The sequence below is a fragment of the Rhodopila sp. genome (assembly GCF_035548095.1).
Lineage (GTDB): Bacteria > Pseudomonadota > Alphaproteobacteria > Acetobacterales > Acetobacteraceae > Rhodopila.
Genome location: NZ_DASZUV010000002.1, coordinates 26,508 through 49,613, shown reverse-complemented (window position 1 = coordinate 49,613; position 23,106 = coordinate 26,508). Strand labels below are relative to the sequence as shown.

The 23,106-nt window shown below is 61.8% G+C and carries 27 protein-coding genes, 2 pseudogenes and 2 riboswitches; of the genes and pseudogenes, 16 read left to right on the top strand and 13 right to left on the bottom strand.

Features of this window, described 5'->3' with window-relative positions; all coding sequences use genetic code 11:
- Positions 1-50: 50 nt before the first annotated feature.
- From VHC04_RS02480 to VHC04_RS02440, 9 genes are all read left to right on the top strand, one after another.
- Positions 51-269 (top strand): rubredoxin, encoded by a 219-nt coding sequence (locus tag VHC04_RS02480; protein ID WP_408903768.1) that lies wholly within the window; start codon positions 51-53, stop codon positions 267-269.
- 27 nt (positions 270-296) lie between these two features.
- Positions 297-1,100 carry a pirin family protein gene (locus tag VHC04_RS02475; protein WP_325677590.1) on the top strand — a complete coding sequence of 268 codons (804 nt, stop codon included), beginning with the start codon at positions 297-299 and terminating at the stop codon, positions 1,098-1,100.
- A 58-nt stretch (positions 1,101-1,158) separates the two neighbouring features.
- A complete protein-coding gene (locus VHC04_RS02470) occupies positions 1,159-1,713 on the top strand; it encodes a hypothetical protein (protein ID WP_325677588.1) in 555 nt (184 codons plus the stop codon).
- 130 nt (positions 1,714-1,843) lie between these two features.
- Positions 1,844-2,509, top strand: a complete 666-nt coding sequence (locus VHC04_RS02465) for a GntR family transcriptional regulator (protein ID WP_325677586.1) — start codon at positions 1,844-1,846, stop codon at positions 2,507-2,509.
- Positions 2,510-2,639: 130 nt separating this feature from the next.
- Positions 2,640-3,215, top strand: coding sequence for a peroxidase-related enzyme (locus VHC04_RS02460; RefSeq protein ID WP_325677584.1), 576 nt, complete (start codon positions 2,640-2,642; stop codon positions 3,213-3,215).
- Between the two features lie 467 nt (positions 3,216-3,682).
- A complete protein-coding gene (locus tag VHC04_RS02455; RefSeq protein ID WP_325677582.1) occupies positions 3,683-3,889 on the top strand; it encodes a cold-shock protein in 207 nt (68 codons plus the stop codon).
- A gap of 42 nt (positions 3,890-3,931) precedes the next feature.
- Positions 3,932-4,132, top strand: a complete 201-nt coding sequence (locus VHC04_RS02450; RefSeq protein ID WP_325677580.1) for a hypothetical protein — start codon at positions 3,932-3,934, stop codon at positions 4,130-4,132.
- Positions 4,133-4,364: 232 nt separating this feature from the next.
- Positions 4,365-5,003 (top strand): PAQR family membrane homeostasis protein TrhA, encoded by a 639-nt coding sequence (gene trhA, locus VHC04_RS02445; RefSeq protein ID WP_325677578.1) that lies wholly within the window; start codon positions 4,365-4,367, stop codon positions 5,001-5,003.
- A 438-nt stretch (positions 5,004-5,441) separates the two neighbouring features.
- A complete protein-coding gene (locus tag VHC04_RS02440) occupies positions 5,442-5,795 on the top strand; it encodes a hypothetical protein (protein ID WP_325677576.1) in 354 nt (117 codons plus the stop codon).
- On the opposite strand, the gene VHC04_RS02435 is transcribed toward VHC04_RS02440, so the two are convergent.
- The 9 genes from VHC04_RS02435 to VHC04_RS02395 form a co-directional block, all read right to left on the bottom strand.
- Entirely contained in the window at positions 5,772-5,984 is a 213-nt protein-coding gene (locus VHC04_RS02435) for a DUF190 domain-containing protein (protein WP_325677574.1), read from the bottom strand. The genes VHC04_RS02440 and VHC04_RS02435 overlap by 24 nt on opposite strands.
- Before the next feature lie 109 nt (positions 5,985-6,093).
- Positions 6,094-6,468, bottom strand: coding sequence for a fluoride efflux transporter CrcB (gene crcB, locus VHC04_RS02430; protein ID WP_325677572.1), 375 nt, complete (start codon positions 6,466-6,468; stop codon positions 6,094-6,096).
- Between the two features lie 22 nt (positions 6,469-6,490).
- Positions 6,491-8,479 carry a proton-conducting transporter membrane subunit gene (locus VHC04_RS02425; RefSeq protein WP_325677570.1) on the bottom strand — a complete coding sequence of 663 codons (1,989 nt, stop codon included), beginning with the start codon at positions 8,477-8,479 and terminating at the stop codon, positions 6,491-6,493.
- Positions 8,469-9,281 (bottom strand): NADH-quinone oxidoreductase subunit NuoB, encoded by an 813-nt coding sequence (nuoB, locus tag VHC04_RS02420; RefSeq protein ID WP_325677568.1) that lies wholly within the window; start codon positions 9,279-9,281, stop codon positions 8,469-8,471. The genes VHC04_RS02425 and nuoB overlap by 11 nt, the downstream gene beginning before the upstream one ends.
- A 9-nt stretch (positions 9,282-9,290) precedes the next feature.
- On the bottom strand, positions 9,291-10,799 hold the full coding sequence (locus VHC04_RS02415; RefSeq protein WP_325677566.1) for an NADH-quinone oxidoreductase subunit C: 1,509 nt from the start codon (positions 10,797-10,799) through the stop codon (positions 9,291-9,293).
- Positions 10,796-11,587, bottom strand: a complete 792-nt coding sequence (locus VHC04_RS02410; RefSeq protein WP_325677564.1) for a proton-conducting transporter membrane subunit — start codon at positions 11,585-11,587, stop codon at positions 10,796-10,798. The genes VHC04_RS02415 and VHC04_RS02410 overlap by 4 nt, the downstream gene beginning before the upstream one ends.
- Positions 11,580-12,260, bottom strand: a complete 681-nt coding sequence (locus VHC04_RS02405; protein WP_325677562.1) for a hypothetical protein — start codon at positions 12,258-12,260, stop codon at positions 11,580-11,582. The genes VHC04_RS02410 and VHC04_RS02405 overlap by 8 nt, the downstream gene beginning before the upstream one ends.
- On the bottom strand, positions 12,260-12,940 hold the full coding sequence (locus VHC04_RS02400) for a hydrogenase (protein WP_325677560.1): 681 nt from the start codon (positions 12,938-12,940) through the stop codon (positions 12,260-12,262). The genes VHC04_RS02405 and VHC04_RS02400 overlap by 1 nt, the downstream gene beginning before the upstream one ends.
- 4 nt (positions 12,941-12,944) lie before the next feature.
- Positions 12,945-13,892, bottom strand: a complete 948-nt coding sequence (locus VHC04_RS02395) for a respiratory chain complex I subunit 1 family protein (RefSeq protein ID WP_325677558.1) — start codon at positions 13,890-13,892, stop codon at positions 12,945-12,947.
- A 110-nt stretch (positions 13,893-14,002) separates the two neighbouring features.
- Positions 14,003-14,064: riboswitch (Fluoride riboswitch) on the bottom strand.
- A gap of 204 nt (positions 14,065-14,268) precedes the next feature.
- Positions 14,269-14,330, top strand: a riboswitch (Fluoride riboswitch).
- A gap of 125 nt (positions 14,331-14,455) precedes the next feature.
- On the opposite strand from VHC04_RS02395, the gene VHC04_RS23025 reads away from it, so the two are divergent.
- Genes VHC04_RS23025 through VHC04_RS02380 form a run of 3 tightly spaced genes read left to right on the top strand, consistent with a single transcriptional unit; the run spans position 14,456 to position 15,756 of the window.
- Positions 14,456-14,962 carry a metallophosphoesterase gene (locus VHC04_RS23025; protein ID WP_408903767.1) on the top strand — a complete coding sequence of 169 codons (507 nt, stop codon included), beginning with the start codon at positions 14,456-14,458 and terminating at the stop codon, positions 14,960-14,962.
- Positions 14,920-15,336: a metallophosphoesterase gene (locus tag VHC04_RS02385; RefSeq protein WP_325677554.1), complete on the top strand. Its 417-nt coding sequence runs from the start codon at positions 14,920-14,922 to the stop codon at positions 15,334-15,336. Before VHC04_RS23025 ends, VHC04_RS02385 begins: the two co-directional genes overlap by 43 nt.
- Before the next feature lie 24 nt (positions 15,337-15,360).
- Entirely contained in the window at positions 15,361-15,756 is a 396-nt protein-coding gene (locus tag VHC04_RS02380) for a hypothetical protein (RefSeq protein WP_325677552.1), read from the top strand.
- 54 nt (positions 15,757-15,810) lie between these two features.
- On the opposite strand, the pseudogene VHC04_RS02375 reads toward VHC04_RS02380, so the two are convergent.
- The 3 genes and pseudogenes from VHC04_RS02375 to VHC04_RS02365 form a co-directional block, all read right to left on the bottom strand.
- Positions 15,811-16,443: pseudogene (locus VHC04_RS02375) on the bottom strand (histidine phosphatase family protein).
- Between the two features lie 304 nt (positions 16,444-16,747).
- Complete coding sequence (locus VHC04_RS02370) at positions 16,748-16,969, bottom strand: hypothetical protein (RefSeq protein WP_325677550.1); 222 nt, start codon at positions 16,967-16,969, stop codon at positions 16,748-16,750.
- A gap of 30 nt (positions 16,970-16,999) precedes the next feature.
- The gene (locus tag VHC04_RS02365; RefSeq protein WP_325677548.1) at positions 17,000-17,932 is read right to left on the bottom strand and encodes an ISNCY family transposase; all 933 of its coding nucleotides are present in this window, start codon (positions 17,930-17,932) and stop codon (positions 17,000-17,002) included.
- An 81-nt stretch (positions 17,933-18,013) separates the two neighbouring features.
- On the opposite strand from VHC04_RS02365, the gene VHC04_RS02360 reads away from it, so the two are divergent.
- From VHC04_RS02360 to VHC04_RS02350, 3 genes and pseudogenes are all read left to right on the top strand, one after another.
- Entirely contained in the window at positions 18,014-19,582 is a 1,569-nt protein-coding gene (locus VHC04_RS02360; RefSeq protein WP_325677546.1) for a DNA-binding protein, read from the top strand.
- 58 nt (positions 19,583-19,640) lie between these two features.
- A pseudogene (locus tag VHC04_RS02355) lies at positions 19,641-20,693 on the top strand (DUF7146 domain-containing protein).
- A 328-nt stretch (positions 20,694-21,021) separates the two neighbouring features.
- Positions 21,022-21,951, top strand: a complete 930-nt coding sequence (locus tag VHC04_RS02350) for a DUF2493 domain-containing protein (RefSeq protein WP_325677544.1) — start codon at positions 21,022-21,024, stop codon at positions 21,949-21,951.
- 25 nt (positions 21,952-21,976) lie between these two features.
- Here the strand turns inward: VHC04_RS02350 and VHC04_RS02345 are convergent, their stop codons facing one another.
- Complete coding sequence (locus VHC04_RS02345; protein WP_325677539.1) at positions 21,977-22,336, bottom strand: hypothetical protein; 360 nt, start codon at positions 22,334-22,336, stop codon at positions 21,977-21,979.
- Positions 22,337-22,616: 280 nt separating this feature from the next.
- On the opposite strand from VHC04_RS02345, the gene VHC04_RS02340 reads away from it, so the two are divergent.
- The gene (locus tag VHC04_RS02340; RefSeq protein ID WP_325677537.1) at positions 22,617-23,057 is read left to right on the top strand and encodes a hypothetical protein; all 441 of its coding nucleotides are present in this window, start codon (positions 22,617-22,619) and stop codon (positions 23,055-23,057) included.
- Positions 23,058-23,106 lie beyond the last annotated feature (49 nt).

Genomic DNA, 23,106 nt, shown 5'->3' with positions numbered 1-23,106 from the left:
TGACGCGCTACTATAAAACGGCACGCGCCACTATAACGCGGGTATGTCCAATGAGCGAAACGGCCTTGAAGCGTCTGATGTGCCTCGGCTGCGGGTTTTCCTACGACGAAGCCCTCGGTCTGCCGGAACATGGAATCGCTCCCGGAACCCGATGGGCTGATATTCCGGAAAGCTGGGTCTGCCCCGACTGTGGGACACCCAAAAGCCAGTTCGAAATGGTCTTTATCGGCTACGCTGACGGCGGCCATCTCCTGGCGCAGAGCGCTTAAGCTACTCCCTTAGAAGGAACGAGACTCGTGACACAGTCCTTTGTGCTCCGCGCCGGCGAGCGCGGCCATGACGTCATCTATTCGGAAGGCAGCGCGTCCTCGTATGTTGCCGGGCATCCCGGCAGCTTCATCAGCCGCGAGTCGAGCTTCAACTTCCACCAATACCAAAGTGGCCGCCCGGGGTTTGGTGCAATAAGAGTGTTCGGTGACGAGACGTTCCACGGCGCGGGCTGCGGCTATAACATGCATCCGCACCACAACTTCATCATCTGTGCCTTCGTGCTCGAGGGGGAGTTGACGCACATCAACACCGCCGGCGGCGGGATGGTGGATCAGCTGCGGCAGGGCGATTACTACGTTTTCTCGGCTGGTTCGGGCGGCAAGCATTGCGAACTGAGCATCAGTCCCGAAGACATGCACGCGATCTATCTCTGGCTGATGCCGAACCAACTCTACCTGCCGCCGAGCTATCATCGGTCGCATTTCGATCTTCGTACTCGCCGCAACCAGATCGTGCAGCTGGTCGGAGATGGCGACGGCGCGCTGCCAGTGGCGCAGGATCTTCGGGTCTCGCGCCTTGTGACGGACCGTCGGACAGCCTGCACCTACACGCCGCGCAGTGATGAGCACGGCGCCTATATATTCGTGAAGGAGGGTGAACTTCGCTGCGGGGATATCACGCTTAGGCCTCGGGATAGTCTCGGTATCAGTGGCGTCGGCAAGATCGACTGTGAAGCCGCTGACACCACGGATGTTTTCCTGGTCGAGACTGTTATGCTGAATGCTGGCCATGTCCGCGGGTGGGAGCGGGAGACTGACGACCACCAATGAACCCGCCCGGCGCGGGTGACGGCATCCACTGATAGTATTGGGGAACGATATGCCGATTATGGACGTGCGCTACGCTTCCGGAAGCCTGGACCGGGCTGGCAAGGCGCTGCTGGCTGAACGGCTGACCGAGGTCCTGATCCAAATGGAGGGAGGAGCCAATACAGAAGGTGGTCGTGCCTTCGCCTGGGTGTGCTTCAGCGAATTTGCGATGGATGATCTGTGGATTGCAGGACGATGCAATGTGACGTCGGGGGCAGGCCCCGCGTTTCTTGTCCACGTATCAGTTCCCGAAGGCTACATGAACCGCGTCCACAAGAACGAGGTTCATGCCGGAGTCGCATCATCCGTTGCGGAGGCAACGCATACGGCCGTGTCCGAGCTTCGCCTTCTCACTATCATCGATGAGGTGACGGAGGGCAATTGGGGAAGCCGGGGTTTACCAATCAGCCTCGAATCCATCGCCCTTGCCGTCGGCCAGCCGGAGGACGGTCCGAGGCTCGAATGGTCGCGCGCCTATTTTGCGGCCAAGGCCTGTGCTGCGGCGATGGCTGGCTTCCCGGTCGACATGGGTGGCCTGCCGCCGTCCATGTCGCGCGAGATGGAGAAACCGTAGGCTGCAGGATAGTGCTCGCCATGACTTGCTGGACTACAAGTCCGGTTGCACGCGCCACAGTGAAACACTAATGTAATGTGTCATTGTGAAACTCGCCCGACGCTTGAGCGTTGGGCGACGGCGGAGGTCCATGGATCAGAATCTACGTGAGCAGGTCCTGCAGCACGTGCGCGCCGAAATCATCTCGGGCCAGAGCGCGCCGGGGACGATGTATTCGGTGCCTGCTCTGGCCGACGACCTCGGCGTCTCCACGACGCCCGTTCGCGAGGCATTGCTCGAGCTGTCGCGCAACGGACTGATCGAGCCTGTCCGCAATCGCGGGTTCAGGGTCCTGGAACCAACGCTTGAAGAGTTGAGCGAACTGTTTGAGGTGCGGGAGCTCCTGGAGGTGCGCGCCGCCGAGCTTCTTGCCCGCCGAGCGCCCAAGGATCTGGGCGGCTTGAACCGACTGGCTGACGACGTCAGAGACGCGGTCAGGGCCGACGACGTGCGTGGCTACCTGGAGGCCGACCGGCGTTTCCACCACGCTTTCATTGCCGCAGCAGGCAACGCGCTCCTGACCAATATGGCGATGGCGGCGCGCGATAAGATGCGGCTCTACGGCATCTCGTCGCGGGCTGGCCTGGAGCGTCAGGCGGCATCCGTGGCGGAACATTATAAGCTCATTGAGCTGGCGATGGCCGGCAACGTCAGGTCCATCAAGGTGCTCCTCAAGGAGCACATCCGGACCTGGGAACCGATCTTCGCGGAAGCCATCCAGAAAAGCGGTCGGAAAACGTTGCGGCGCAGCTCCTGAACTGGTCGACACGGGATTTCCGGAAACGCATGGGTGGCGAGTCCGTCATCGACTGCCTCATCGCCGAGATGGTGTGGGGTCGCATCGTCGTCCCGATCTCTGATAAGTAAGCCCCAGGAACTCGCAAGCTATGACCGAAGCACATCCCATCAGCCGCTTCCCCATCCCGGATCTGGCCGACATGCCCGAGGACATCCGCAACCGTATTCTCGCCGTGCAGGAGAAGTCGGGCTTCATCCCGAATGTCTTCCTCGTGCTCGCGCACCGGCCGGATGAGTTCCGCGCCTTCTTCGCCTATCACGACGCACTGATGGAGAAACCGGGGAACCTGAGCAAGGCCGAGCGCGAGATGATCGTGGTCGCTACCTCAAACCTGAACCAGTGCCAGTATTGCGTGGTCGCCCATGGCGCTATCCTGCGTATCCGGGCGAAGAACCCTCTCATCGCCGACCAGGTGGCAATCAACTACCGGAAGGCCGATATCAGTCAGCGCCAAAAGGCAATGCTCGATTTCGCGGTCAAGGTCTCCCGCTCGGCTGAAACCGTGGGCGAGGCGGATTTCGACGTGTTGAGATCGCACGGTTTCGATGAGGAGGATATCTGGGATATCGCCGGTATCGCCGCCTTCTTCGGGTTGTCGAACCGGATGGCAAACGTGACCGGCATGCGACCGAACGCCGAGTTCTACAGCATGGGCCGTGGCTAAGGTGGATCGCCATATGTTGCGAGATCCGAAAGGATGCTGATCATGCTCCACCGCCGCCTCGGTTTCCGCCGCCTGGTGCTCGACCGGTTGCAGCAGGGCAGGGGGCTCGGCCGCGTGCCCTGTTCCGCGACTGGGTCCTGCGGGTATTGCGAGCCGCCACCGGCGTCCGCGGCCTCGTTTATCCAGTTTTAGGCCAACGATAATCAGCGAGATTGATATGTCGCGAGGTCGATGCGTCACAGCCTGTTCGCCGGGTGGCGCCGCCCGGCGTGCCCGCTTCGATCATGAGCAGATATTTGCGGCTTGCATTTTCTGGCTCGCATCTTCATATTGAGTTTTCCGATTGGGCTTTTCGGCCTTGGTGAAGACCTCGACGCCGCGGGCCATCGCGTCGCTCCAGTTCCATCAGTGTGAGAAGTACGGAAGCCTGCATACGCGCAGGTGCTGATCGGGCATGGAGTATAGTTATGTCAAAAGGCACCGTTAAATGGTTTAACGGCCAAAAAGGGTATGGATTTATTCAGCCCGACGATGGAGCGAAGGATGTCTTCGTTCATATCTCTGCAGTGGAACGGGCTGGCTTATCCGGTCTCAATGAGGGCCAACAGGTGGCCTTCGACGTCGAGCGTGGGCAGCAAGGCAAGGTTTCAGCTGTAAATCTCCAGGCCGTCTAAACGGTGGGCGGCGCAAGGCGCCGCCCCTTTGCTGAGGTGCAAATGCCGAAACACAAATACGCTGCCGGTGACCGCGTCATCGCGGTGATCAGCGCGGCGAACAGAAACATCCGGCCGGGAATCTATACGATCGTCAAGGCATTGCCTGTTGCCGGACGGGGTTGTCAGTATCGTGCGAGGAACGCGTTCGACGCGCATGAGCGTGTGCTCGACGAGCACCTGCTTCAGCGTGCAAATGGCTGAATACCCCCTGACGCCAGTGCAGAGGGCATTTCTGGTCTCGCTGCTACCGGGACCTCGGTGGACCGGTGACTGCCAGGATGCAATCACCGTCGGCGGCCTTCTGCGGCTCAACCTGATCGCCTGGGATGAGCCAGACCATCGGCTCAAGGGACGGTGCAGTCGTAGCACGTTTGCGTTATCCGAGGCCGGTACACGCGCGTTGCAAAGCCGGCTCCCGAATAGTTAGCCAACGTTGGATCTGCCTCACGGCGGCACATTTTTGGAAAAAACCGTCGACGCAGTTGTCCATGGGGTCGGTCTACTTGGGGCCGGGGTTGCGTTAGGCGGCCTATTTGCTGGTCTTGGACCTGGCGCGACGACCGGTCAGCGTTTTGCACTTGCCGTCTATAGCGTGGGCTTGATCGGCATGCTGACCATGTCAGCATTGTACAACCTGAGCCCGGTCGGAGCCTGGAAAGGCGTGCTCCGCAAATGCGACCGGGCAATGATCTTTGTGATGATTGCTGGCAGTTACACGCCCTTCATTGTTACCGCTTTTGCGCCAGGTGCAGCCTGGCCGTTATGTGCCGCTGTGTGGACCATCGCGGCGCTTGGCGTCAGCCTCTGCCTGGCTTGGCGGCGCCTTTCCGATCGTCTTTCGATTGCTTTGTATCTTTGCATGGGTTGGCTGGTTCTCGCGATCCTTCCCCCTCTGATGGCGACCGTATCGACAATTGTCCTGATGCTGCTACTCGCGGGTGGCGTCGTCTACTCGCTCGGTGTGATCATTCATACTCGTGTTCGGATTCCGTTTCATGATGCTGCCTGGCATGGCATGGTCGTCACCGCGGCGGCGCTGCATTTGACGGCCATAGCACTCATCCTGCCGTGATGGATTCGCCTAGTCGCGCCGCCCAGCAACACGACTTCCTGTGACCAATCGAACTGATAGGCCTCACCCGGCGAGAAGCTGAGCGGCACGTAAGCGTGTCACCTTCGGCCTTGCCCAACCGCCGCTGCCGCACCTGGGCATAGCGGCGCACCGTATCGTAACCGCCGGTGATACCGTCCGCCTGCAACCCCTCATGGATGCGGATCAGATCAAGCCGCTCACGTCGTGACTTGCGCTCATTGGCAGCCAGCCGTCGCTCGAGTTCGTCAACCCATTTGCCCAACTTTGGCCGCGGCTGGACAGTCCGATCATAGGCCGGTGACGTCTCACCCGACCGCAGCACCGTCCGCACCGTGTTCCGCGCCAACCCCAACTCGCGGCCGATCGCCTCGATGGATTGGCCCCTGGACAAAATGCGCCCGCCGGGGCCAATTTTCCATGCCGATCCACAGAGGGCCTGGCGGGGCTGCCGAACAGAAGGACGGCACCTGCCACACGCTCAGCTTCCGCGCGGTTGCAGCCGCGGTGCGCCGTTTCGCCGCCGATCTGCGCAAGCAGGGCATACGCCGCGGCGGCCGCGTGTGGCTGCTATGCGATAACGGCATCGAGTTCAATAGCGCGCCCCTTCCTGCCGGCCTCCCAACAAAACCGATAGCGGCGGATAACGGCCAGCCTCTATCGTTTATGCGGCTGCATCCTCACGGCCGAACGCTCGTCCTCGTGGTCTGCCTGGCAGCATCCGTGATTGCCGCCTTTGTGCTGAACCCATTACCGGCAGGTCGCCGACCATGAAATCGTATGGCCTGCCGGTATAAGCGGGGCAAGGAGACCAAGGACGGCCGTCACGACTTCGGGCGTGTCGAAGAATTCAATAACCAGAGGGAGGTCGACGAGGATACGGAGCATGTCGGAAGCGTGGACTTGGCCCGTGTCGCCAATTCCGGCGATACCGCGTGACACCGCGCACTTTGTGCTGGTCATGAAGGATATTCAGAACCTCCTGCATAAGCGTCTTTTGCCGGCCGTGATCCGCTTCGCTCAGATAGATTCGGACAACGGTAACCTCCGTTTCCATGGCACACCTCCCACGTCAGAGATTTCGAGCGATGTAGGTGCCGCCGAAGGTTGCTAGCATACCGAAAAAGATCGAGAGGATGACATACAGCACGCTCTTGCCGGCGTCGCCCTGTTCCGCCAGCAGCAGCGTCTCCATCGCAAACGTTGAAAACGTCGAGAACCCACCGATGAAGCCGGTGAGAATCCCAGTCCGGAGAATCGGGCTGATCGTCAGGCGTTCGAGTGTCTCCACAAATAGGAAGCCCATTAGGAAGCACGCGAGGATGTTGATAGACAGCGTCGCGTACGGGAAATCGCGGCCATAGATTGCCTGGACCAGATTTGTCATTGCGTAGCGAGCCCAGCATCCCAGGATGCCCCCTATCGCGATCGCTATGTACGGCTGCATTCACCTTTGATCCGTTTAGTCATCACAGAAGGGCAATGACCAGAATGCCGACCAGCAGCAGCCCGATCAGTGCAAGGTAGAAGTTGAGGTGACCGGATTGGATGATCCGGAGCCTACAAGCGAGCGCCTTTACAAGACTCTCCAGCGGAGCAAACAAGTATGGTCCGAAGATCGGTGCAATGTCGTGCGTAAAGACGAGCCGGCGCGTGAAATAAGGCTTCCCGTTCCCCTCAGTCGCCTGCTCCCGCTCAGTCTCGACCGTGGGCCGATACACAAAGCTGTAGAAGGTGCGCAGGGCGTTCGAGAATGTAAGGGCCGTCGTCCCGGAACGGCGAGGGTCTTGTTCGCGTCCGCCATACCAGACCGGAGCAACCCGAACCGGACGGCGCATCGAGAGAAGCAGGAGTGCAACGGGAATCAAGGCCAGCAGCGGCATGGCAATGATGAGTTTACTGGGCGAAATGAAGGCAAACTTTGCGGTCAAAGGCACCAGAAGCCAACCGTCATGCATCAGCGTGGCGGCGGGTGTTCCGAAAATTGCCGCCACGACGGGTTCCAGACTCGTGAGCCAAACCGGCATTCCCACCGCCAAAATGAGCACAAGCGTCCCGAGCACCGCGACCGCGATTTCATCTCGGACCGGTGTGACTGAACCATTATAGTCCTTGCGACCCAGAAGCCCGATTCCGAAGACCTTCAGGAAGGTCGCAAGGGCGATTGCGGCGGTGAGCGCCAAGCCGGCGCCCGCCAACGCTGCCGTGAGGCGGCTGGCCAGGCTCGACAGATGAAAGCCTTGGAAGAACGTTTGAAACAGGTACCATTCGCTCACGAAACCAGCCTGCGGTGGCATGGCAGCCAGGCTCATTGCCGCGAAGAGCGCCCCTACACCAAAGATCCACGAGCTGTCGCCAAGGACTCCGCGTTGAACCAGGCCATAGTCGCCTAGCCGTCGATACACCCCATCGGCGGTCAGAAACATCGTGCCCTTCGCGAGCGCATGCCCCGTGAGATGGAGCAGCGAGACCGTCCAGGCGAGGCCCGCCAAGTCCATGAGCCCACCCTGACGAAACATCAGCGACGCCCCGAGCAAGCAGACCGCGATCGACCCGTTCTCGGCCGAGGACAGACTCAGAAGTTCGCGCCATCCTTCCTGTTGGAAAGCGTAAAGAGCGGTGAGGATCGCGCTCAGCACCGCCAGCGCGACGATGAAGATGCCGGGAATGGACGCCGTCAGGCTGTGATCCACAGGCACCCAGGCGATCAGGCCGCGGCCGAGGGCGAAGAAAGCGCCATTGAGGATGACGCCGGAGAGGAGCGCGCCGGTCGCGCCGCTCGCTGCCCCATAGACCCCTGGAAACCACTCATAGAATGGCAGCAGCCCGAGTTTCGCTCCAAAACCCGTCAGGATCAGCAGGCCCACGAAGAGCTGTTCGCTCCTCGGCATCGTCGTCGCAGCGGTACCGAACCCGGCGAACGCTATACTGCCGGCGTGCACGGAAAGCACGAGGAAGGCCAGCATCAGTGCAACCGCGCCGGCCTCCAACAGGCCGAGCATGAAGAGAACGGGCCGCCCTGTTTCCGGAGCCAGGTTTTCCCCGAGAATCATAACGGCGCCGCCAAGGCTCATCAGTTCCCATGCGATAAGGAAGCTCACAGCGTCCTGCAGCCCGAAAACGCCGACCGCGCCGACCAGGCTGACGGCCGCGCCAAAGATCCAGGCCGATTTTCGTTCCGCGGGACTTCCAAGCCAGCAGGCCAGGATCGCGCCCGGCATCCCGAAACCCATGAGCCACAGGGCGTCTGGCGACAACATGAAGGACGACCAGCCGATGCCGACCGGCACGGAAATGACCGGCGAGCTACCCGGGAGAGTTGTCAGGGCAAGCAGAAGAATCGCGATGCAGCCGATCACCAAAAGCCAACGCGCGACGAGGGTAGCCCGGCCGGTCAGGCCAAGGATGCCTGCGAGCAGCCACGCCGCGATGCCTATGGCCAGAAGACTATTCGACAACGCGCCCTCTCTGAACCTGTTGCGGCATGCGATCTAAAAACATCAGGAAGGCCTGAATCATCGCCGCCGGATTGGGGGGACACCCCGGCAAGTAGACGTCGACTGGCAACACCCCTTCCAGGCCATTGCCGCAGGCATAGCCACCACTGGCGACACCACCGGAAACCGCGCAGGTCCCCACCGCCATCACCCAGCGCGGCCCCGGCATTGCCTCGTAGGCACGTTTCAGGGGCTCGCGCATCGCGTAAGTGACGGGGCCGGTGACAAGAAGCAGGTCTGCGAAGCGCGGCGACGGGGTGAAGAAAATTCCGAGCCGATGCAGATTGTAGAAAGGGTTGTTGAGTGCCTGGAGCTCAGACTCGCAGCCGTTGCACGACCCGGCATCAACATGCCGGATGTGGAGGCTGCGGTGAAACGGGACCCGGGATTCGAGTGGGTTGCGCCATTGGTCAACCGCCTGATCGGGATCAGCCGACGACAGAAGATCCGCGCGATCCCGAACACCGAACGCCCAATCGAAAGAGGCCTTGACCGCCTGGGTTGGACAGGTCTCGACGCATAGTTGACAGGCGACGCATCGCCCGTAGTCGACCTCCAGCCGGTGTTGGCCGTTACTATGGCTCTCGACGGTAATCGCCCCGGTCGGACAGACCTGCGCGCATTCCTGGCACGAAGGGTCACATTGTTCGGGCTCGAAGCGGGGCATCCCAAGCACGCCATCCTGGCCGGCACTTTGATCGCGCTTCGGCCACGCAGTGGATGCCTTGCCTTTTTGCAGTCCGAAGAAGGTCCAGAATGGCATGCGGCCTCCTCAGCGATCGCATCCCGCGACAGTGAGGCCGAAGCTCGCCTCGTTGATGGCGTAATCCATCATGTTGCTGTCGTGGACGGTGAAAGGAAAAACGCGCCAGTTGGAGAACGAGGGTGATTTGATTTTTACCCGCGCAATTTTGCCGTCGGTCCCGAAATGGACGGCGTAGAAGCAGGAACCGCGAGGCGACTCCGCCCAGCCGAGACCTTCGGACCCGGCCACCGGCTGGCAATCCGCGAAGACGGGGCCATCGGCCAGAAGAAGCAAGACCCGCTGGATGATCCCGATACTGGCGTCGATTTCCGCCATGCGAACCTGGGCGCGGGCGTGGGCGTCCTCCGACGTGCGAACCGGAATTTCGAAGGGAATATGATCATAGGCCGCATAGGGATGATCTCGCCGAAGATCGCGATCGAAACCCGATGCTCGCTGGATTGGTCCGGTAGCACCTTGGTCGAACGCGATCTGAGGAGGAAGAATACCAGTCGTCATCAGCCGATCCAGATGGCTGTTGGTATTCTCCAGCATCGTCACATAGGTCACGATCTCGGCCCGCAGCTTTTCGAGCTCCTCGCTGAGCCATGGCTTGGGATTGAGATCCCGCCGCAAACCACCAGGGGTCAGGATACCGCGCAGGAACCGACTACCCGTCAGGCGGCCGCTGAGCTGCTTTGCGCGTTCTTCAAGAAGCTTTCCTTCAGCTTCACCGACCTTGAGCGTGGTCGTATTGGCCAGATGCCCAAGGTAATGAAGATGGTTGTAGAGCCGCTCAAGCTCGGCCATGAGCGTGCGGAGCATCTTCGCGCGCGGCGGGACAACACAAGCGGCAGCGCGTTCAACAGCCTGACAAAATGCCAAGGCATGAGCGAAGCTGCCAACACCTGAGACACGCTCCGCAAGAATGGCAGCGTGGGATAGCGACCGCCCTTCGAAGCGCTTCTCCATGCCGCGATGCTTGAAGAATAGCTGCGGATGGAGATGCAGGATGTGTTCGCCGACATAGAAGAAGATGAGCTCAACGGATTCGACCACGTCCGCCCGCACTGGCCCGAATGGAAGGCGCTGAACATCAGGGCTGTCGATCTTCGGGAGGCCACCCTCGGCTGCTTCGAAGGGAAGGATTGTGTCGGCGGGATAGGCTGGATCGAAGGGGGGAATCGGTGGGTGCGATCCCGGATGCAGGACCAGCCGATCGGGTTCCGGTTGACCGGTAAACTCAACCCCGAACAGGTCTGCCATCTCCCGCTCATACCAGCCGAGAAGAGGACTGATCGCGGCGACGCTTGGAACGGTGGTGCGCGGGCGGCAACGCCACACGAAGAACTCTTCCCGCTGCCCTTCGCTTCCGACGTAACGCAGTTCAATGCTTCCTGGTGCCGGATACCACGCGTAGGCCATCTGCATCCGGCCGCCGCCTTTGACGACGCGTTCTACGGCGGACGGCAAATCCTGCGCGTCTATGACCGCTGCCTCCAGACGTGTCGAAAGGGCTTCCGAAGCGATGATCATGGCGTTGCCGGCGAAAGAGAGTGCGCGATGGAGGTCAGATAGGACCAGAGCTCGGCCGGCCACCACACACCGAGCACCAACAAGGGGAGAAGAGCGAGCCACATCGGTACGGCGCACCAGCCGCTGACCTTTGCAGCAGGTTCCGGGGAGCCGGATACCGGCGCGTAGTACATAGCCCGGAAGTGGTTCAGGAAGCCGATGAAAATGACGATCAACAGAACCGCCATGGCGTAAACGGCCCAGGAGAATGACGGCTTCAGGCCGGCGCGCATGATAGTGAACTCGCTCAGGAACAGGCCGAAGGGCGGCGCTCCCGTGATCGCGACCGCTCCGGCAAGCCAGAGGGCGGCCTGGACAGGGAACCGTTGGCCGACGCCTCTGATCTGTTCGATCTCCTTCGTGCCGTAGGCACGCATCATATTCCCGGCGCCAAAGAACATGAGCGATTTGTTCAGCGAGTGATTGAGCATGTGATAAAGCGCGCCGGCGATGCCGAGGGCACCGCCGAAGCCGAACCCCAGCGCCACGACGCCCATATGTTCGATGCTGGAATAGGCCATGAGGCGCTTGATCCCGCGTTGACGCACAATGAAGAGTGCGCCGACAAGGAGTGAGATCACGCCGAAGGCGACGAGCACCATTTGTGGCAGTAAGCCAAGATCGGCACTGCGTGTAACCGCGAGGAAGCGTGCGATTCCAAGCATAGCGGTATTGAGGAGCGCCCCCGATAGCATCGCGGAGACAGGCGCCGGACTCTCGCTGTGCGCATCCGGCAACCAGCTATGCATGGGCGCCAATCCGACCTTGGTCCCGAAGCCGACGAGCACGAGCAGAAACGCAAGGGTCAAAAAGAGTTGGATTCATCTTTGGCGCCGCGTCGGTCAGAACCGCCCATGTCATCTGATAGGTCGGACCAAGCACAAAGCTGCCACACCAATAGAAGAGCACTGTGCCCAGCAGCGCGAGGCTGATCCCGGCTGAGACCGCCATGATATATTTCCAGGCTGCCTCCATGCTCTCGGCCACGCGTTCGAAGGCGACAAGGAAGGTACTGACGAGCGTCGTAAGTTCGATCGCGATCCAGTAGATGCCGACGCTGTTCATAAGCGGGCCGGCCAGGGTCGTCAGCCCAAAGCCGGCAAACAGCGCGTAGAAACGGAAAAGGCGTTCATCCTCCTTCAGCATTCGCATGTAGCCGACGGCATAAATCGACGCGAGAAAGTAGACGATCGACGTGCAGATGATGACCCACGCCGATGTCCGGTCAATGATGATATAGTCGCTCCAGAACAAGGAAGGCGACCCGTCGACAAGGAACGGCAGCGGTAGCGCGCAGAGGAAGGAAACCGCGCTTGCAACGACGTTAAGCGCCTCGCAGATGCGGGGGCGTCGGACGATGAGACATCCAACCAGCGCAACCAACGGCGCCAGCGAGAGAGCAAGAAGCAAGGCGCCGAGCATCAGCCGACGAGCCTTTTGAGGTCGAGTGTGCTGGTGCTGCCGACATGGGTGAGTAGATAGCCGACCAGTACGCCGAAGCAGGCGACGATGATCAGGAGATCGAAGAGGATGACCAGTTCGATCAGAAGCGGCATGCCAGGAACGAGGATCTGCGAACCGAGAAAGATTCCGTTCTCGAGCACCAGAAGGCCCAGAATCTGGCTGATGGCTTCGTGCCGAACCGCCAGCATCAGAAAGCCGATCAGCTTCATGGAGAGCATGACGGTGAGAGCAAGCACCGCCACCGTCATTTCAAGCTGAAATGCCGTCGCGACCCTGAAGGAGACGGACAGGGCGAACATCACGAAGAAAGCACCGACCACCAGGCTTGTACTTGGCTGAAGAATGACGTGGATTTCGCGACCCACATTGAGGCGGCGGATGATCCGCCAAATGAGGTATGGCAGCAGTAGCCCTCGAAAGAGCAGCGTCAGCATCGCGATAAGGTAGAGCTCGGGGTAGTTCCCATAGTAACCGACTGCCGCAGAAAGCGCGGCAATAATCCAGGACTCCGCGGCAAACGCGTAGAGATAGTTCTTGAGCCACCGCGAGCCGAGCATCACGAAGGACAGCAGAAGACTCGCGATCGCCAACAGGCTGAAGAGGGAAGATGCGAGAGGGCCGAGATGCTGAATGAGCATGGCGTTAACTCAGTTGAGTCCCGGCGATGGAAAGCATCGCCAGGAGGAATGAGGCCGCGAGTGGCTCCTGGTAGCGATAGAAGCGCAAGCGGGATTGAGCGGTCTCAACGAAGACGACAACGCGCGCGACGATCACGAACTTGATCACGAGACCGGCCGCGGCACCGACGGCGCCTAACGCCGAACCTTCGATCGAAAGCCCCCATGGCAGGATCAGGACGTTGCAGAAGATTGTGTAGAGGATGAACTGCTTCATCGCGGACGCCCATTTCAAGAGCGCCAGCAAGGGCCCAGAATATTCCAGAATCCGACCCTCTTCGATCATGTAGACTTCGATATGCGTGCTTGAATGAATCGGCATGCGATCGGTCTCGACCAGCAATAGAATGAAAAAGGCGGCGACGAGGAACAGATGCGCCGGACTCCAATAGACCGGCCAGCTTGCGACGAGGAGATGATTTACGACGAAAGGCAGCATCGACCTCGCGAGCAGAGTGATGCCAACGAAGACCAGGATGAGCGTCGGTTCGGCAAGGATCGACACCATTACCGCTCTGCTCGACCCGATCCCGCCATAGGCACTCGACGTATCGAGGCCGGCCAGAATGATCATGAACGAGCCAAGGGTAAGGACGAGGCCACCGCCGAGGATGTCGCCCATATCCGATTCCGGCAGCGGAAAGTTCGTCAGTACCGGGATCAGGATCGGGACGACAAGCATGCAGGTGAACGCAACGATCGGCGTGATCCAGAACAGCCAGGAAGCCGTCTGCGGCACAACGATCTGCTTGTGGAAGAGCTTCCATAGATCGCGGTATGGCTGAAAAATGCCCGGGCCTTGAGCGCGCTGCACGCGCTCCTCAAATTGCAGGATGATGCCTTGAATGAGGGGAGCCAGAACCAGAACCGTCAGCACCTGGCCGATCTGGAGCAGGACGTCGCGCGCACTCATTGCGTGCCCCGCGATCGACGACAAGGCGACGAAATCACCCTGGACAGGCGCACTTGATTACGTGAGGAATGCCCTGCGCCTCTCATGCCAACCCCTCCTGCGTCCGCAGACGTCTCGGAGGAGTCATCAGCCCCAGGGGCGGTTAAAGGTGAACTCCATCACCTATAGGCATGGTAAGCATGGTGCGGTGGGAACAAGTTGTCAATAGCAAAGGGGCCGATGAACGGCGTCGCCGAGCCATCGGACAAGGCGGATGCGGCCGTTGATGGACTCCGGATGGAGTTTCAGGCCGCACGCCGGCAAGCAGGCCCGAGGGTGATGCGGACCCTTTGATTCAGACCCTGTTGACCATTCGATGTTGCTGAAGGAAAGTACGCCCTGAGAAGGGGATGGAGTTCCCCCTAAACCGCCGACGAGGCTGATGACTCCTACTGCGATTTTTGCGGTGGGAGCTTTGCGGTCAAATCCGTCTCACCGCCTGGCGGGTTTATGCCCGCCCCCCTTGGCTGGGAGGCGATGTCGTTGATGGATCGATCACCAACATGGCCTAGATCGGCAAATCGATGGCCGGTGGTGCTCGCACCCGTCTTGGAAGGACGGCGGCTCGCATGAAGATCGCCGTCATGAGCGACCTGCATTTGGAGCTGGATTTGAAGTGCGCGAGCCAGCCCGCGCAGGGCACTGCGTCAGGCACAAGCGAGTTCAGTCATAAGCCGCCGCAGCCACGTGCCGATCTCCTGATTGTTGCCGGTGACATCTACTCCGGCGATCTTGGCATCGACTGGGTCCTTCGGCATTTCTCCATGCCGGCGATTATCATTGGTGGAAACCATGAACCCTACGGACATGAGCTTTTCCGGGTCATACAGATCAACCGAGAGCGGGCTCAAGCCACCAATGGCCGGGTCACTTTCCTAGAGCGGGCAACCTGGGAGAGAAGTCCTGCAGGAGGTGAAAAGGTCCGAATATCGGCGCCACACTCTGGAGCGACTTCCGGCTGTACGGCACGCCCGCCGCATCCATGCAGGTGGCCGAAGAGAAACTCGACGATTTCAAGATCATCAAAATAGAACGGGGCTACAAACTTCGGACTCTTCAACCGGAGGATACAGCACGCCTTCACACTACGACACTCGCCTTTCTTCGGAAGGAACTGAGCCGCAAATTTGATGGAACCACGATCGTCGTTACGCATCACGCGCCGTCGCCACGGTCGATTGCACCGCGGTTTCAGAATGATCCCCTCAACCCGACCTTTGTGACGGATCTCGAACGCTTCATCCAGCGATACGAACCCTCCTTGTGGGTTCACGGTCACGTGCATGATTCTTTCGATTATCGCGTCGGTCGCACGCGTGTGATCTGCAATCCGCGCGGATATTTCCCTGATCAACTCAATCCGGCTTTCAACCCGCTCCTCACCGTGGAAACGGCAGAGCCATGATTTGCGTCAGAAAGTAGAGATGGAATGCGCGGTCTCCATACACGTAATTTCTTTTGGCAATGGCACGCTATTTATGCGGCTTCGAATCCTGGCCACAGCAAGGACCACTGGCAAGTCGATGACGTTTCCTGGACGAAGCAACGACACGCCTACTGGGGTGAGCATTATTCGATGCAGCAGGAAGTCCACCGATTGGAGCGGAGAACCGGTACCAAGATCGATTGGCAGATCATGGTGGCGACTGAGCGATGGTGGGGACCGGATCGCGACAAGGGCATCCGCGATACCGCGTGGTGCAAGTTGATCACCGGACGAGCTGACCGCGTGTTGGCCTGGCTGCGGAAGCAGGAGGGGCTGCAGTCTGCTGTGCTGGTGAACGGAGCTCCCGAAGATGTTCGGCAGGGCGCCGGTGGTCAGTAGCGGCACCCTCGACGCCGGCGGCTCATGGAGCCGACTCCTGGGCTCGCGCCTATCCTATGGCGGTGTTGGACGGGAATCGAGATGTGCTGTCTCGTTGACCCGGAGGACCCGCACCAGGTGTCGATCAACGTCTAACTCATTGATCGAACAGGGCCCTTGCACGAGGCGCCAATAGGCAGAGAGCGGCTGGTCCAGAAGCTGCAGCAACAGCGCCCGGTTAACGCTGTCGTGGCCGACCAACACGACCGTCTCGTCAGCCTGTGAATGATTGGCAAGCACGAACCGGAGGGCGTTCGCCGTGCGCGCGACGAGGTCCTGGAGGGAGTCCCCCTGAGGGAAGCGGACAAGATGAGGACGCTGATGCCACATGGCGAAAAGATCAGGATCCTGCGAGCTCATCTCGGCATACGTCTTCTAATGCCAGTCTCCGTAATCCATGTCATTCAGGTCATCCAGTGCCCTGCCTTTAACCCCACAAGCTCGGGCAATTTCGTCGCCAGTGGCGACACAGCGGATCATCGGACTGGTATAGACGATCTTCGGCTGCCATTCTGCCGCGATCCGGGCCGCGACGGCTCGTGCCTGGGCCTCCCCGAGTTTGGTGAGCGGCATGTCGGTGCGGCCTCGGAACCGCTCCGGGCTTATCCCCTCGACGTGTCCATGGCGAGTCAGGATGATTTTGGTCATGGAGATACCTGTCGCAGCCGCTTGACATAACACACTGGGTGCGATGGACCCCACCTTCGCACCACAATGTCATCAAGGAGGACAGGGGCGGTCAAGGGTTTTGATGACCTGGGCTGAACCTGTTGCCCGAGAGTGCCGAGGACTGTCGGTGACGCGTTCGGCTGACACGGCGTTTTCCCGTCCCGGCCTGGTGTTTGAAGCGCCGCGCGCGCAGCCTGCGTCAAGGGTGGCCGCAGGCCATCGCCGCAGGCGACGTGCCCTTGACGCGGGCGAGCACGCGGCGAGGCTGGGGATGGCCGGCGGGTCAGGCGGCATTGGCGCTCTCCGTTTCCACCAGCGTGCCATCGGTTTGGTAGCGTGCCAGGCAGCGCGGCCCGTCGAACAGCGCCAGCAAGCCATCCGGATACTGGCGCACCTGCACCGTCGCGCGCACGTAGTGGTGGCGATGCGTCTGCTGCGGGATCTGCAGCGACTTCCCCGCCCAGCCGACGCAGTTGTCGCGCCCGACCTGACGATCCTCCTGCACGCACAGGATCTCCCGCAACGGCGGTCCCTGCTAGGCGACGAACGCGCTGCCTTCCTCCGCCGCCGGCTTGCCGAAGCGGGCGTTGTAATCGGGCACGAACGCTGCGCGCAGATAGTCGTTCGCCGCCACGGTGTTCGTTACCCCGGCGCGGCGCAGTTCCGGCGGCAGGCGCTTCTGCAACGTCGCGAACGCGCGTTCCATCCGCCCGCGCGCTTCGGGCGAATAGGATGGTATGTGGCGGATACCCAGCTGCGCCAATGCCCGGCCCACCTGCGTCGGGCGCGACTTGTCCACCTTTCCACCCGCCTTCGGGGTATGAAAGTAATGGCTGTCGCGATCGGTGTAGAACGAACTGAACAAGCCGTACGCCATGATCGTCTCGTGCAGGCCCAGCAAGCTCGACATCGTGCCTTCCTGCTCCACCAGGATCGCCGAACAGATGTGTCCCGTGGCATCGTCCAGCGTCACCACCAGGTCGAAGTCGCGCTCCAGCGCCGCGATCCAGCGATGCGTGGAACCGTCCTGGAACAGCAGCATCCCCGGCAGCAGACGGCGTGGCCGCTTCTTGCGGTGCTGGCCGCGGCGGGGCGCGGGCCTGACCAGGCCGGCCGCCTGCAGCGACAGCCGGGTCACCGTGTAGCCCAGCGTGTAGTTGTGACGGGTGTGCAGCGCCTCGTGGAAATGCTTGACCGTGAAGTCGGCATATTCCTCGCGATACAGGCGATGCATCCGGTCCAACTCGCTCTCCGCAGCCCGCTTGGGTGATGGCTTGCCAAGCCGGCGGTCGCGCAGGCCTTCCGGCCCCTCCGCTTCATAGCGGACGCACTGGCGGCGGAAGTGCCGGCCGGACAGGCCCAGCAACTCACCCGCTTCCTCCGCCGTCAGCCGGCCTTTCCTGTAGCGGTCCAGGGCATCTTCAAAACGCGTCACATACGCCTCCCATAGCACGCGTGTTCGACGCATCCGCAACCTCCCGAACAGGTCACGAACGTTTCGGACATCTCGTGCGCTACGTCAGGCGGACAAATCACGCGCTCCCGACACATGACGCTCGACCAGTTGATGGCCTTCACCGTCTCGGGCGACCATGAGCGCCAGGAGCAGGTGTTCGAGCGCCTGAAGGTCTCCTACGATAAGCAGCCCTACGTCATCCGCCGGATGCTGACCGAGGGCGCCGTCCGAGCCTCCGACAAGCGGGCGCAGTTCATAGGCCTCGACGCCTATGTCGCGGCCGGTGGGACCGTGCTGCGCGACCTGTTCCAGGGCGACGATGGCGGCTGGCTGCAGGATGTCCCGCTCGTCGACCAGATGATGGCCGACAAGCTGAAGGCGGAATCGGAAGCGGTGGCCGCCAAGGGCTGGAAGTGGATCGAGGTTGCGCCCGACTTCGCCTACGGCCATGCGTTCGGCCTGCGCCAGCTTCGCGGCGAGCCTGTTCCACTCACAGCCGAGGAGGAGGTGACCCGGGAGGCGCTCCAGGCCGAGTTCGACCGACTTTCCGAGGAATACCAGGACGCCGACGAGCTGCCGGACGAGGTGGACGAGCGCCTGTCGGAGCTGGAAACGGTGCTGGAGGGCTTCGAGACCCGGCCCGTGGTGTTCGACCCCGCCGAGATCGCCCGCGCCGGTGCCTTCGTCAGCATCGGCGCCGACGGCCAGCTTCGGGTCGAGCGCGGCTATATCCAGCCGGAGGACGAGTTGGCGGTGGAGCTCGAGGCCGACGTGTCGGTGGATGGCGAGGACGATCGCGCGCTGGCTGCCAGCAACGAGAGGGCCGAAGCGGTCGTGACGACGGAGCCCGACGCCGAGCCGGAGGAGGATGAGGGTCTGTCGCCCATCTCCGACCGGCTCATGACTGAGCTGACCGCGCATCGCACGCTCGGCCTCCGCCACGCGTTGGGCGAACGCCCGGATGTCGCCTTCCTCGCCGCTCTCCACACCCTCACGCTGAAGACGTTCTACCACTACGGTTCGGATAGCTGCCTCGAGCTGGACCTGAAGAGCGTCAGCTTCGGCACGCAGGCGCCGGGGCTGAACGACAGCGCATCGGCCGAGGCCATCCGCGCACGGCACGAGAGCTGGGCGAAGGCGCTTCCCAGAGAATCGGCCGACCTATGGGACGCGCTGCAGGAGTGGGACGGCGACAGCCAGGCGGGCCTGTTCGCCCATGTCGTCAGCCTCTCGGTCAGCGCCGTGTATGAGCCATGGAACCGGCGCCCCCGGGCATTCGCCCACGCCGATCGCCTCGCGCAGGCGGTCGACCTCGACATGGCGGCCGCCGGGTGGAAGCCCACCGTGGACAACTTCCTCGGCCGGGTGACGAAGGCTCGTATCCTGCAGGCGGTGGCTCAGGCGAAAGGTCAGCGCGCCGCCGATCGGATCGAGCATCTGAAGAAGGGCGACATGGCGGCCGAGGCGGAAACGCTGCTGGCCGACACCGGCTGGCTGCCCGAACCGCTCCGGACGCCGGGCCGTGCTACTGACGGCGAACAGGCGCCGGAATCTGTGATCGAGGAAACTCCAGAGCAGCCCAGCGAAAAACTGCCGGAGGACGAAGACGAGCCGGTCGCCCAGAATGACGATACCGGCAAGCCCATGATCGCAGCCGAGTAGCTGCCCTGCGCAACGAGGCCTGCCGGCGACGGCGGGCCTTTTCTTTTCGAGGACTATCATGGGCAATACCGCGCATGATCTCGTACAACGTCTTGGCCGAGAAGCCGAGGCCGTGTGCCGCCACTACCTCTCCGCCGGGCGGCGTGAGGGCGGTTATTGGCTCGTGGGCGACGCACGCAACACGCCGGGCCGCTCAATGTTCGTCCGGCTCAAGGAATCTGCGAAAGGGCCGGCGGGTAAATGAACCGACGCCGCCACCGGCGAGCATGGCGATCTGCTCGACGTGATCCGGGAAAGCTGCGGCCTGATCGATTTCAAGGACGTCGCCGACGAGGCGCGTTCGTTCCTCAGTCTGCCGCACCCAGAACCGGAGCCGGACCGTTCCCGATCACGCGCATCAAGCGCTCCGACGGGATCGCTGGAGGCGGCACGGCAACTGTTCACCATGTCGCAGTCGATTTCCCGTACTCTTGTAGAAACGTATCTCCGCAATCGCGGCATTACGGCTTTGCACGGAACCGGATACCTGCGCTTTCATCCACGCTGCTACTACCGGCCTGACGACTATTCTCCGACCGAGACCTGGCCGGCGATGATCGCATCCATCACCGACCTCGCGGGCCATCTGACCGGGGCGCATCGCACCTGGCTCGATCCGGGCGGCTTCACGGAGGCGACGCTCGGCAAAGCGCCGATCGACACGCCGAGGCGGGCGATGGGCGACCTTCTCGGAAATGCCGTTCGATTTGGCGTGGCGGGCGAAGTCATGGCGGCCGGCGAGGGCATCGAGACGATGCTGTCGCTCCGATGCGTGCTTCCCACCATGCCGATGGTCGCGGCGCTCTCGGCGGCGCATCTCGCCGCCATCCTGTTCCCCGACGCACTGCGCCGCCTCTATATCGCCCGCGACGACGACACAGCCGGTGACGGCGCGATGGCGACGTTGATCGACCGGGCGCAGGAGGCCGGAATCGAGGCGATCGTGATCTCCCCACGGCTCGGCGACTTCAACGAGGATCTCCGCCTGCTCGGAATCGACACGCTTCGAGCGACAAGCCGTGTGCAGATCGCGGCGCAGGACGTCGCCCGCTTCATGGAGCTGGCGGCATAGCCGGAACGGGATGACAGGCGGTTCGTCGGCATCGCCATCGCGAGGCCGGCGATCATGCCTTCCGTCAGCGTCGGAGAGGGCCACGCCCACGGCCTTCCGAGAGGGCGATCGGGCGGCAAACGGCCCGGACCGGCAACCTTGTGGGCCGACTATTTTCCGTCGGCGGCAGAGCCGCCTTTACATCGCGAGACAAAATAGTCGGCCCTCTTCGGTCCTTCGCCGAGGCTGCGGCCCGCCGCTTCGCTGCGGGTGCAGGTCCGGTCCGCCCGCCGCCTTCGTCGCCATGAAGGCCGCGATGGGCGCGGCCGATCCGACGAGGAAAGCCGCGATGACCACCAGCCACGACGACGATTTCGAACCGCACCACAGCTCATCCCCGACCGACCAGGTGCTCCACGAACTCCAGCTTTATGGCTACCGTCCCTTCCACGACGAGCCAGATCCCAGGCCGCTCCCCGAAGCGAACATCCTCGCCGGCAGCATCTTCGACATCTTCGATGCCCTTGTGGCGGCGCTGGCCGACACTCGCCTCGAGCCCGACCTCGAGGACCTGCTCTGGTCGACAGTGAACGTCTTCCACCGCGCCATCGACCGGATCGAACGCGAACTCGACGACAACGAGCTGGCTCAACAGCGGTCGCAGCGGGAACAGGATGGCAGCGAGGTCAAATCCGGTGAGCTTGAGCGCCTCACTGCGGAAGGTCAGACGCTGATCGAATGCCGCAACGCCTTCGAGCTGATGCGCGACCAAGCCGCCGACCAGTTCGAGCACCACACCCATTCGGCTTGGCGGCCGCGCAACGGGTCGAAGGTCAACCACCGCAATCTCACGGCGGCGATGATCGACAGCCGCGACTTCCTGGCGGCGAAGAAGCGCGCCGACAACCAGGTGCTTCTGCCTGCGGGTCCGAAGGTGGCGCTCACCGGCGGCCTCGAGTTCAACGATCACCGACTGATCTGGGCGAAGCTCGATCAGGTCCACGCCAAGCACCCTGACATGGTGCTGCTGCACGGCGGCTCGCCCAAGGGCGCCGAGCTGATCGCCGCGAAATGGGCCGACAACCGCAAGGTTCCACAGATCGCCTTCAAGCCAGACTGGACGAAGCACGCCAAGGCCGCCCCGTTCAAACGCAACGACGCGCTGCTGAATACGCTACCGATCGGCGTCATGCACTTCCCGGGCACGGGCATCCAGGACAACCTCGCCGACAAGGCCAAGAAGCTTGGCATCCCGGTCTGGAAGGTCGGCGGCGCGTAAGCGCCGCCCCACCGTTGAGCCGAACTCAGCCGCGGAGGCGGGTGGGCCAACCCACCCTGACAAGGGTGCCGTCGGGTCCGTTCAGGGCGAACTCATACATCCCCCACGGCTTGTCGCTTGGTCCGTCCTTTTCCACTGTCCAACCACTAAACGCCGCCGCGAGGGCGTCCACGTCCTTACGATAGAGGTAAAGGCCAAATGGATTGCGGCCTGGCACGAGCCAACCCTCGACAGCCGGCTGGAGATGGATATAGCCGCCGAGCCCATCAGATAGCATGCGATACTCATCAGGGCTTTCCTCTCGACTAAAGCCTAGCCGCTCGAAAAAGGCCTGCGCCTCGTCAAGGTCGTTGCATGGCAGGATAGCAGTCAATCGCTGTTCCATTCGTTCCGGCCTTCAAGTTCGAGTGTGACTCCATCGGCGCGACACGTGATGTCGATCGTACTGCGCCCTCAAGAGGACGACATCGACATGGTACTCAGCAGGAGCAAGGAACGAGAGCCGTAAATCCACATCACCGGCATTCAGCAGAGCCGCCATCCAGGCTTCCCGGATTCTCCGTTTTCCCCTCTCGTCCTCAGCTACTTTTCGCTATAATCGAGCACGCGCCGTGGTGGTGGTGGAAGGGTGACCGTCGGAACTCGATCTTACGGAGACACCCACCATGATTGTACTCGGACCACTCCTCGTCCTTCTCGGCATCGGCTTCTTTTGCTGGCTGCTGTTCATGCTTGCTGTCTTTGCCCTCCCTTTTTTCGTCGGCCTGACGGTCGGCATCTGGGCTTTCCACACCGGGGCTGGCGTGCTCGGCGGAATCATCGTCGGGCTTGTCGCCGGCGGCGCGACGTTTGGGATCGGCCAATTCGCGCTCGGCTTCGTTCCCTGGACCTGGCTCCGGCTCCTGCTCATCCTTCTTTTCGTCGCCCCCGCAACCGTCGCCGGGTATAGCGCAACGCACGGGATCGCGCAGATGGCCATGCCCTCGACCACCTGGCAGATGATCTTCTCCGTCATCGGGGCCATCGCCGTCAGCATCACGGCGTTCGTCCGCTTCACAGGGGTCGCCGCGCCCGGACCAGCCGGGCAGGGCATGGCGCGGGGCTGACCGCATTAGCGTGGTCGTTGGAGCGGGACCAGATCAGGCTGCCACAGGC

Coding starts and splice junctions, on each gene's coding strand:
- VHC04_RS02440 (WP_325677576.1), top strand. CDS start 5,442: ATGCCGATCCACAGAGGGCCTGGCGGGGCTGCCGAACAGAAGGACGGC.
- VHC04_RS02470 (WP_325677588.1), top strand. CDS start 1,159: ATGGACGTGCGCTACGCTTCCGGAAGCCTGGACCGGGCTGGCAAGGCG.
- VHC04_RS02460 (WP_325677584.1), top strand. CDS start 2,640: ATGACCGAAGCACATCCCATCAGCCGCTTCCCCATCCCGGATCTGGCC.
- VHC04_RS02395 (WP_325677558.1), bottom strand. CDS start 13,892: ATGAGTGCGCGCGACGTCCTGCTCCAGATCGGCCAGGTGCTGACGGTT.
- VHC04_RS02360 (WP_325677546.1), top strand. CDS start 18,014: ATGACGCTCGACCAGTTGATGGCCTTCACCGTCTCGGGCGACCATGAG.
- VHC04_RS02380 (WP_325677552.1), top strand. CDS start 15,361: ATGCGCGGTCTCCATACACGTAATTTCTTTTGGCAATGGCACGCTATT.
- nuoB (WP_325677568.1), bottom strand. CDS start 9,281: ATGCCATTCTGGACCTTCTTCGGACTGCAAAAAGGCAAGGCATCCACT.
- VHC04_RS02450 (WP_325677580.1), top strand. CDS start 3,932: ATGCCGAAACACAAATACGCTGCCGGTGACCGCGTCATCGCGGTGATC.
- VHC04_RS02400 (WP_325677560.1), bottom strand. CDS start 12,940: ATGCTCATTCAGCATCTCGGCCCTCTCGCATCTTCCCTCTTCAGCCTG.
- VHC04_RS02480 (WP_408903768.1), top strand. CDS start 51: ATGAGCGAAACGGCCTTGAAGCGTCTGATGTGCCTCGGCTGCGGGTTT.
- VHC04_RS02345 (WP_325677539.1), bottom strand. CDS start 22,336: ATGGAACAGCGATTGACTGCTATCCTGCCATGCAACGACCTTGACGAG.
- VHC04_RS02350 (WP_325677544.1), top strand. CDS start 21,022: ATGACCACCAGCCACGACGACGATTTCGAACCGCACCACAGCTCATCC.
- VHC04_RS02465 (WP_325677586.1), top strand. CDS start 1,844: ATGGATCAGAATCTACGTGAGCAGGTCCTGCAGCACGTGCGCGCCGAA.
- VHC04_RS02340 (WP_325677537.1), top strand. CDS start 22,617: ATGATTGTACTCGGACCACTCCTCGTCCTTCTCGGCATCGGCTTCTTT.
- VHC04_RS23025 (WP_408903767.1), top strand. CDS start 14,456: ATGGCCGGTGGTGCTCGCACCCGTCTTGGAAGGACGGCGGCTCGCATG.
- VHC04_RS02415 (WP_325677566.1), bottom strand. CDS start 10,799: ATGATCATCGCTTCGGAAGCCCTTTCGACACGTCTGGAGGCAGCGGTC.
- VHC04_RS02435 (WP_325677574.1), bottom strand. CDS start 5,984: ATGACCAGCACAAAGTGCGCGGTGTCACGCGGTATCGCCGGAATTGGC.
- VHC04_RS02405 (WP_325677562.1), bottom strand. CDS start 12,260: ATGCTCGGCGCCTTGCTTCTTGCTCTCTCGCTGGCGCCGTTGGTTGCG.
- VHC04_RS02365 (WP_325677548.1), bottom strand. CDS start 17,932: ATGCGTCGAACACGCGTGCTATGGGAGGCGTATGTGACGCGTTTTGAA.
- VHC04_RS02410 (WP_325677564.1), bottom strand. CDS start 11,587: ATGCATAGCTGGTTGCCGGATGCGCACAGCGAGAGTCCGGCGCCTGTC.
- crcB (WP_325677572.1), bottom strand. CDS start 6,468: ATGCAGCCGTACATAGCGATCGCGATAGGGGGCATCCTGGGATGCTGG.
- VHC04_RS02455 (WP_325677582.1), top strand. CDS start 3,683: ATGTCAAAAGGCACCGTTAAATGGTTTAACGGCCAAAAAGGGTATGGA.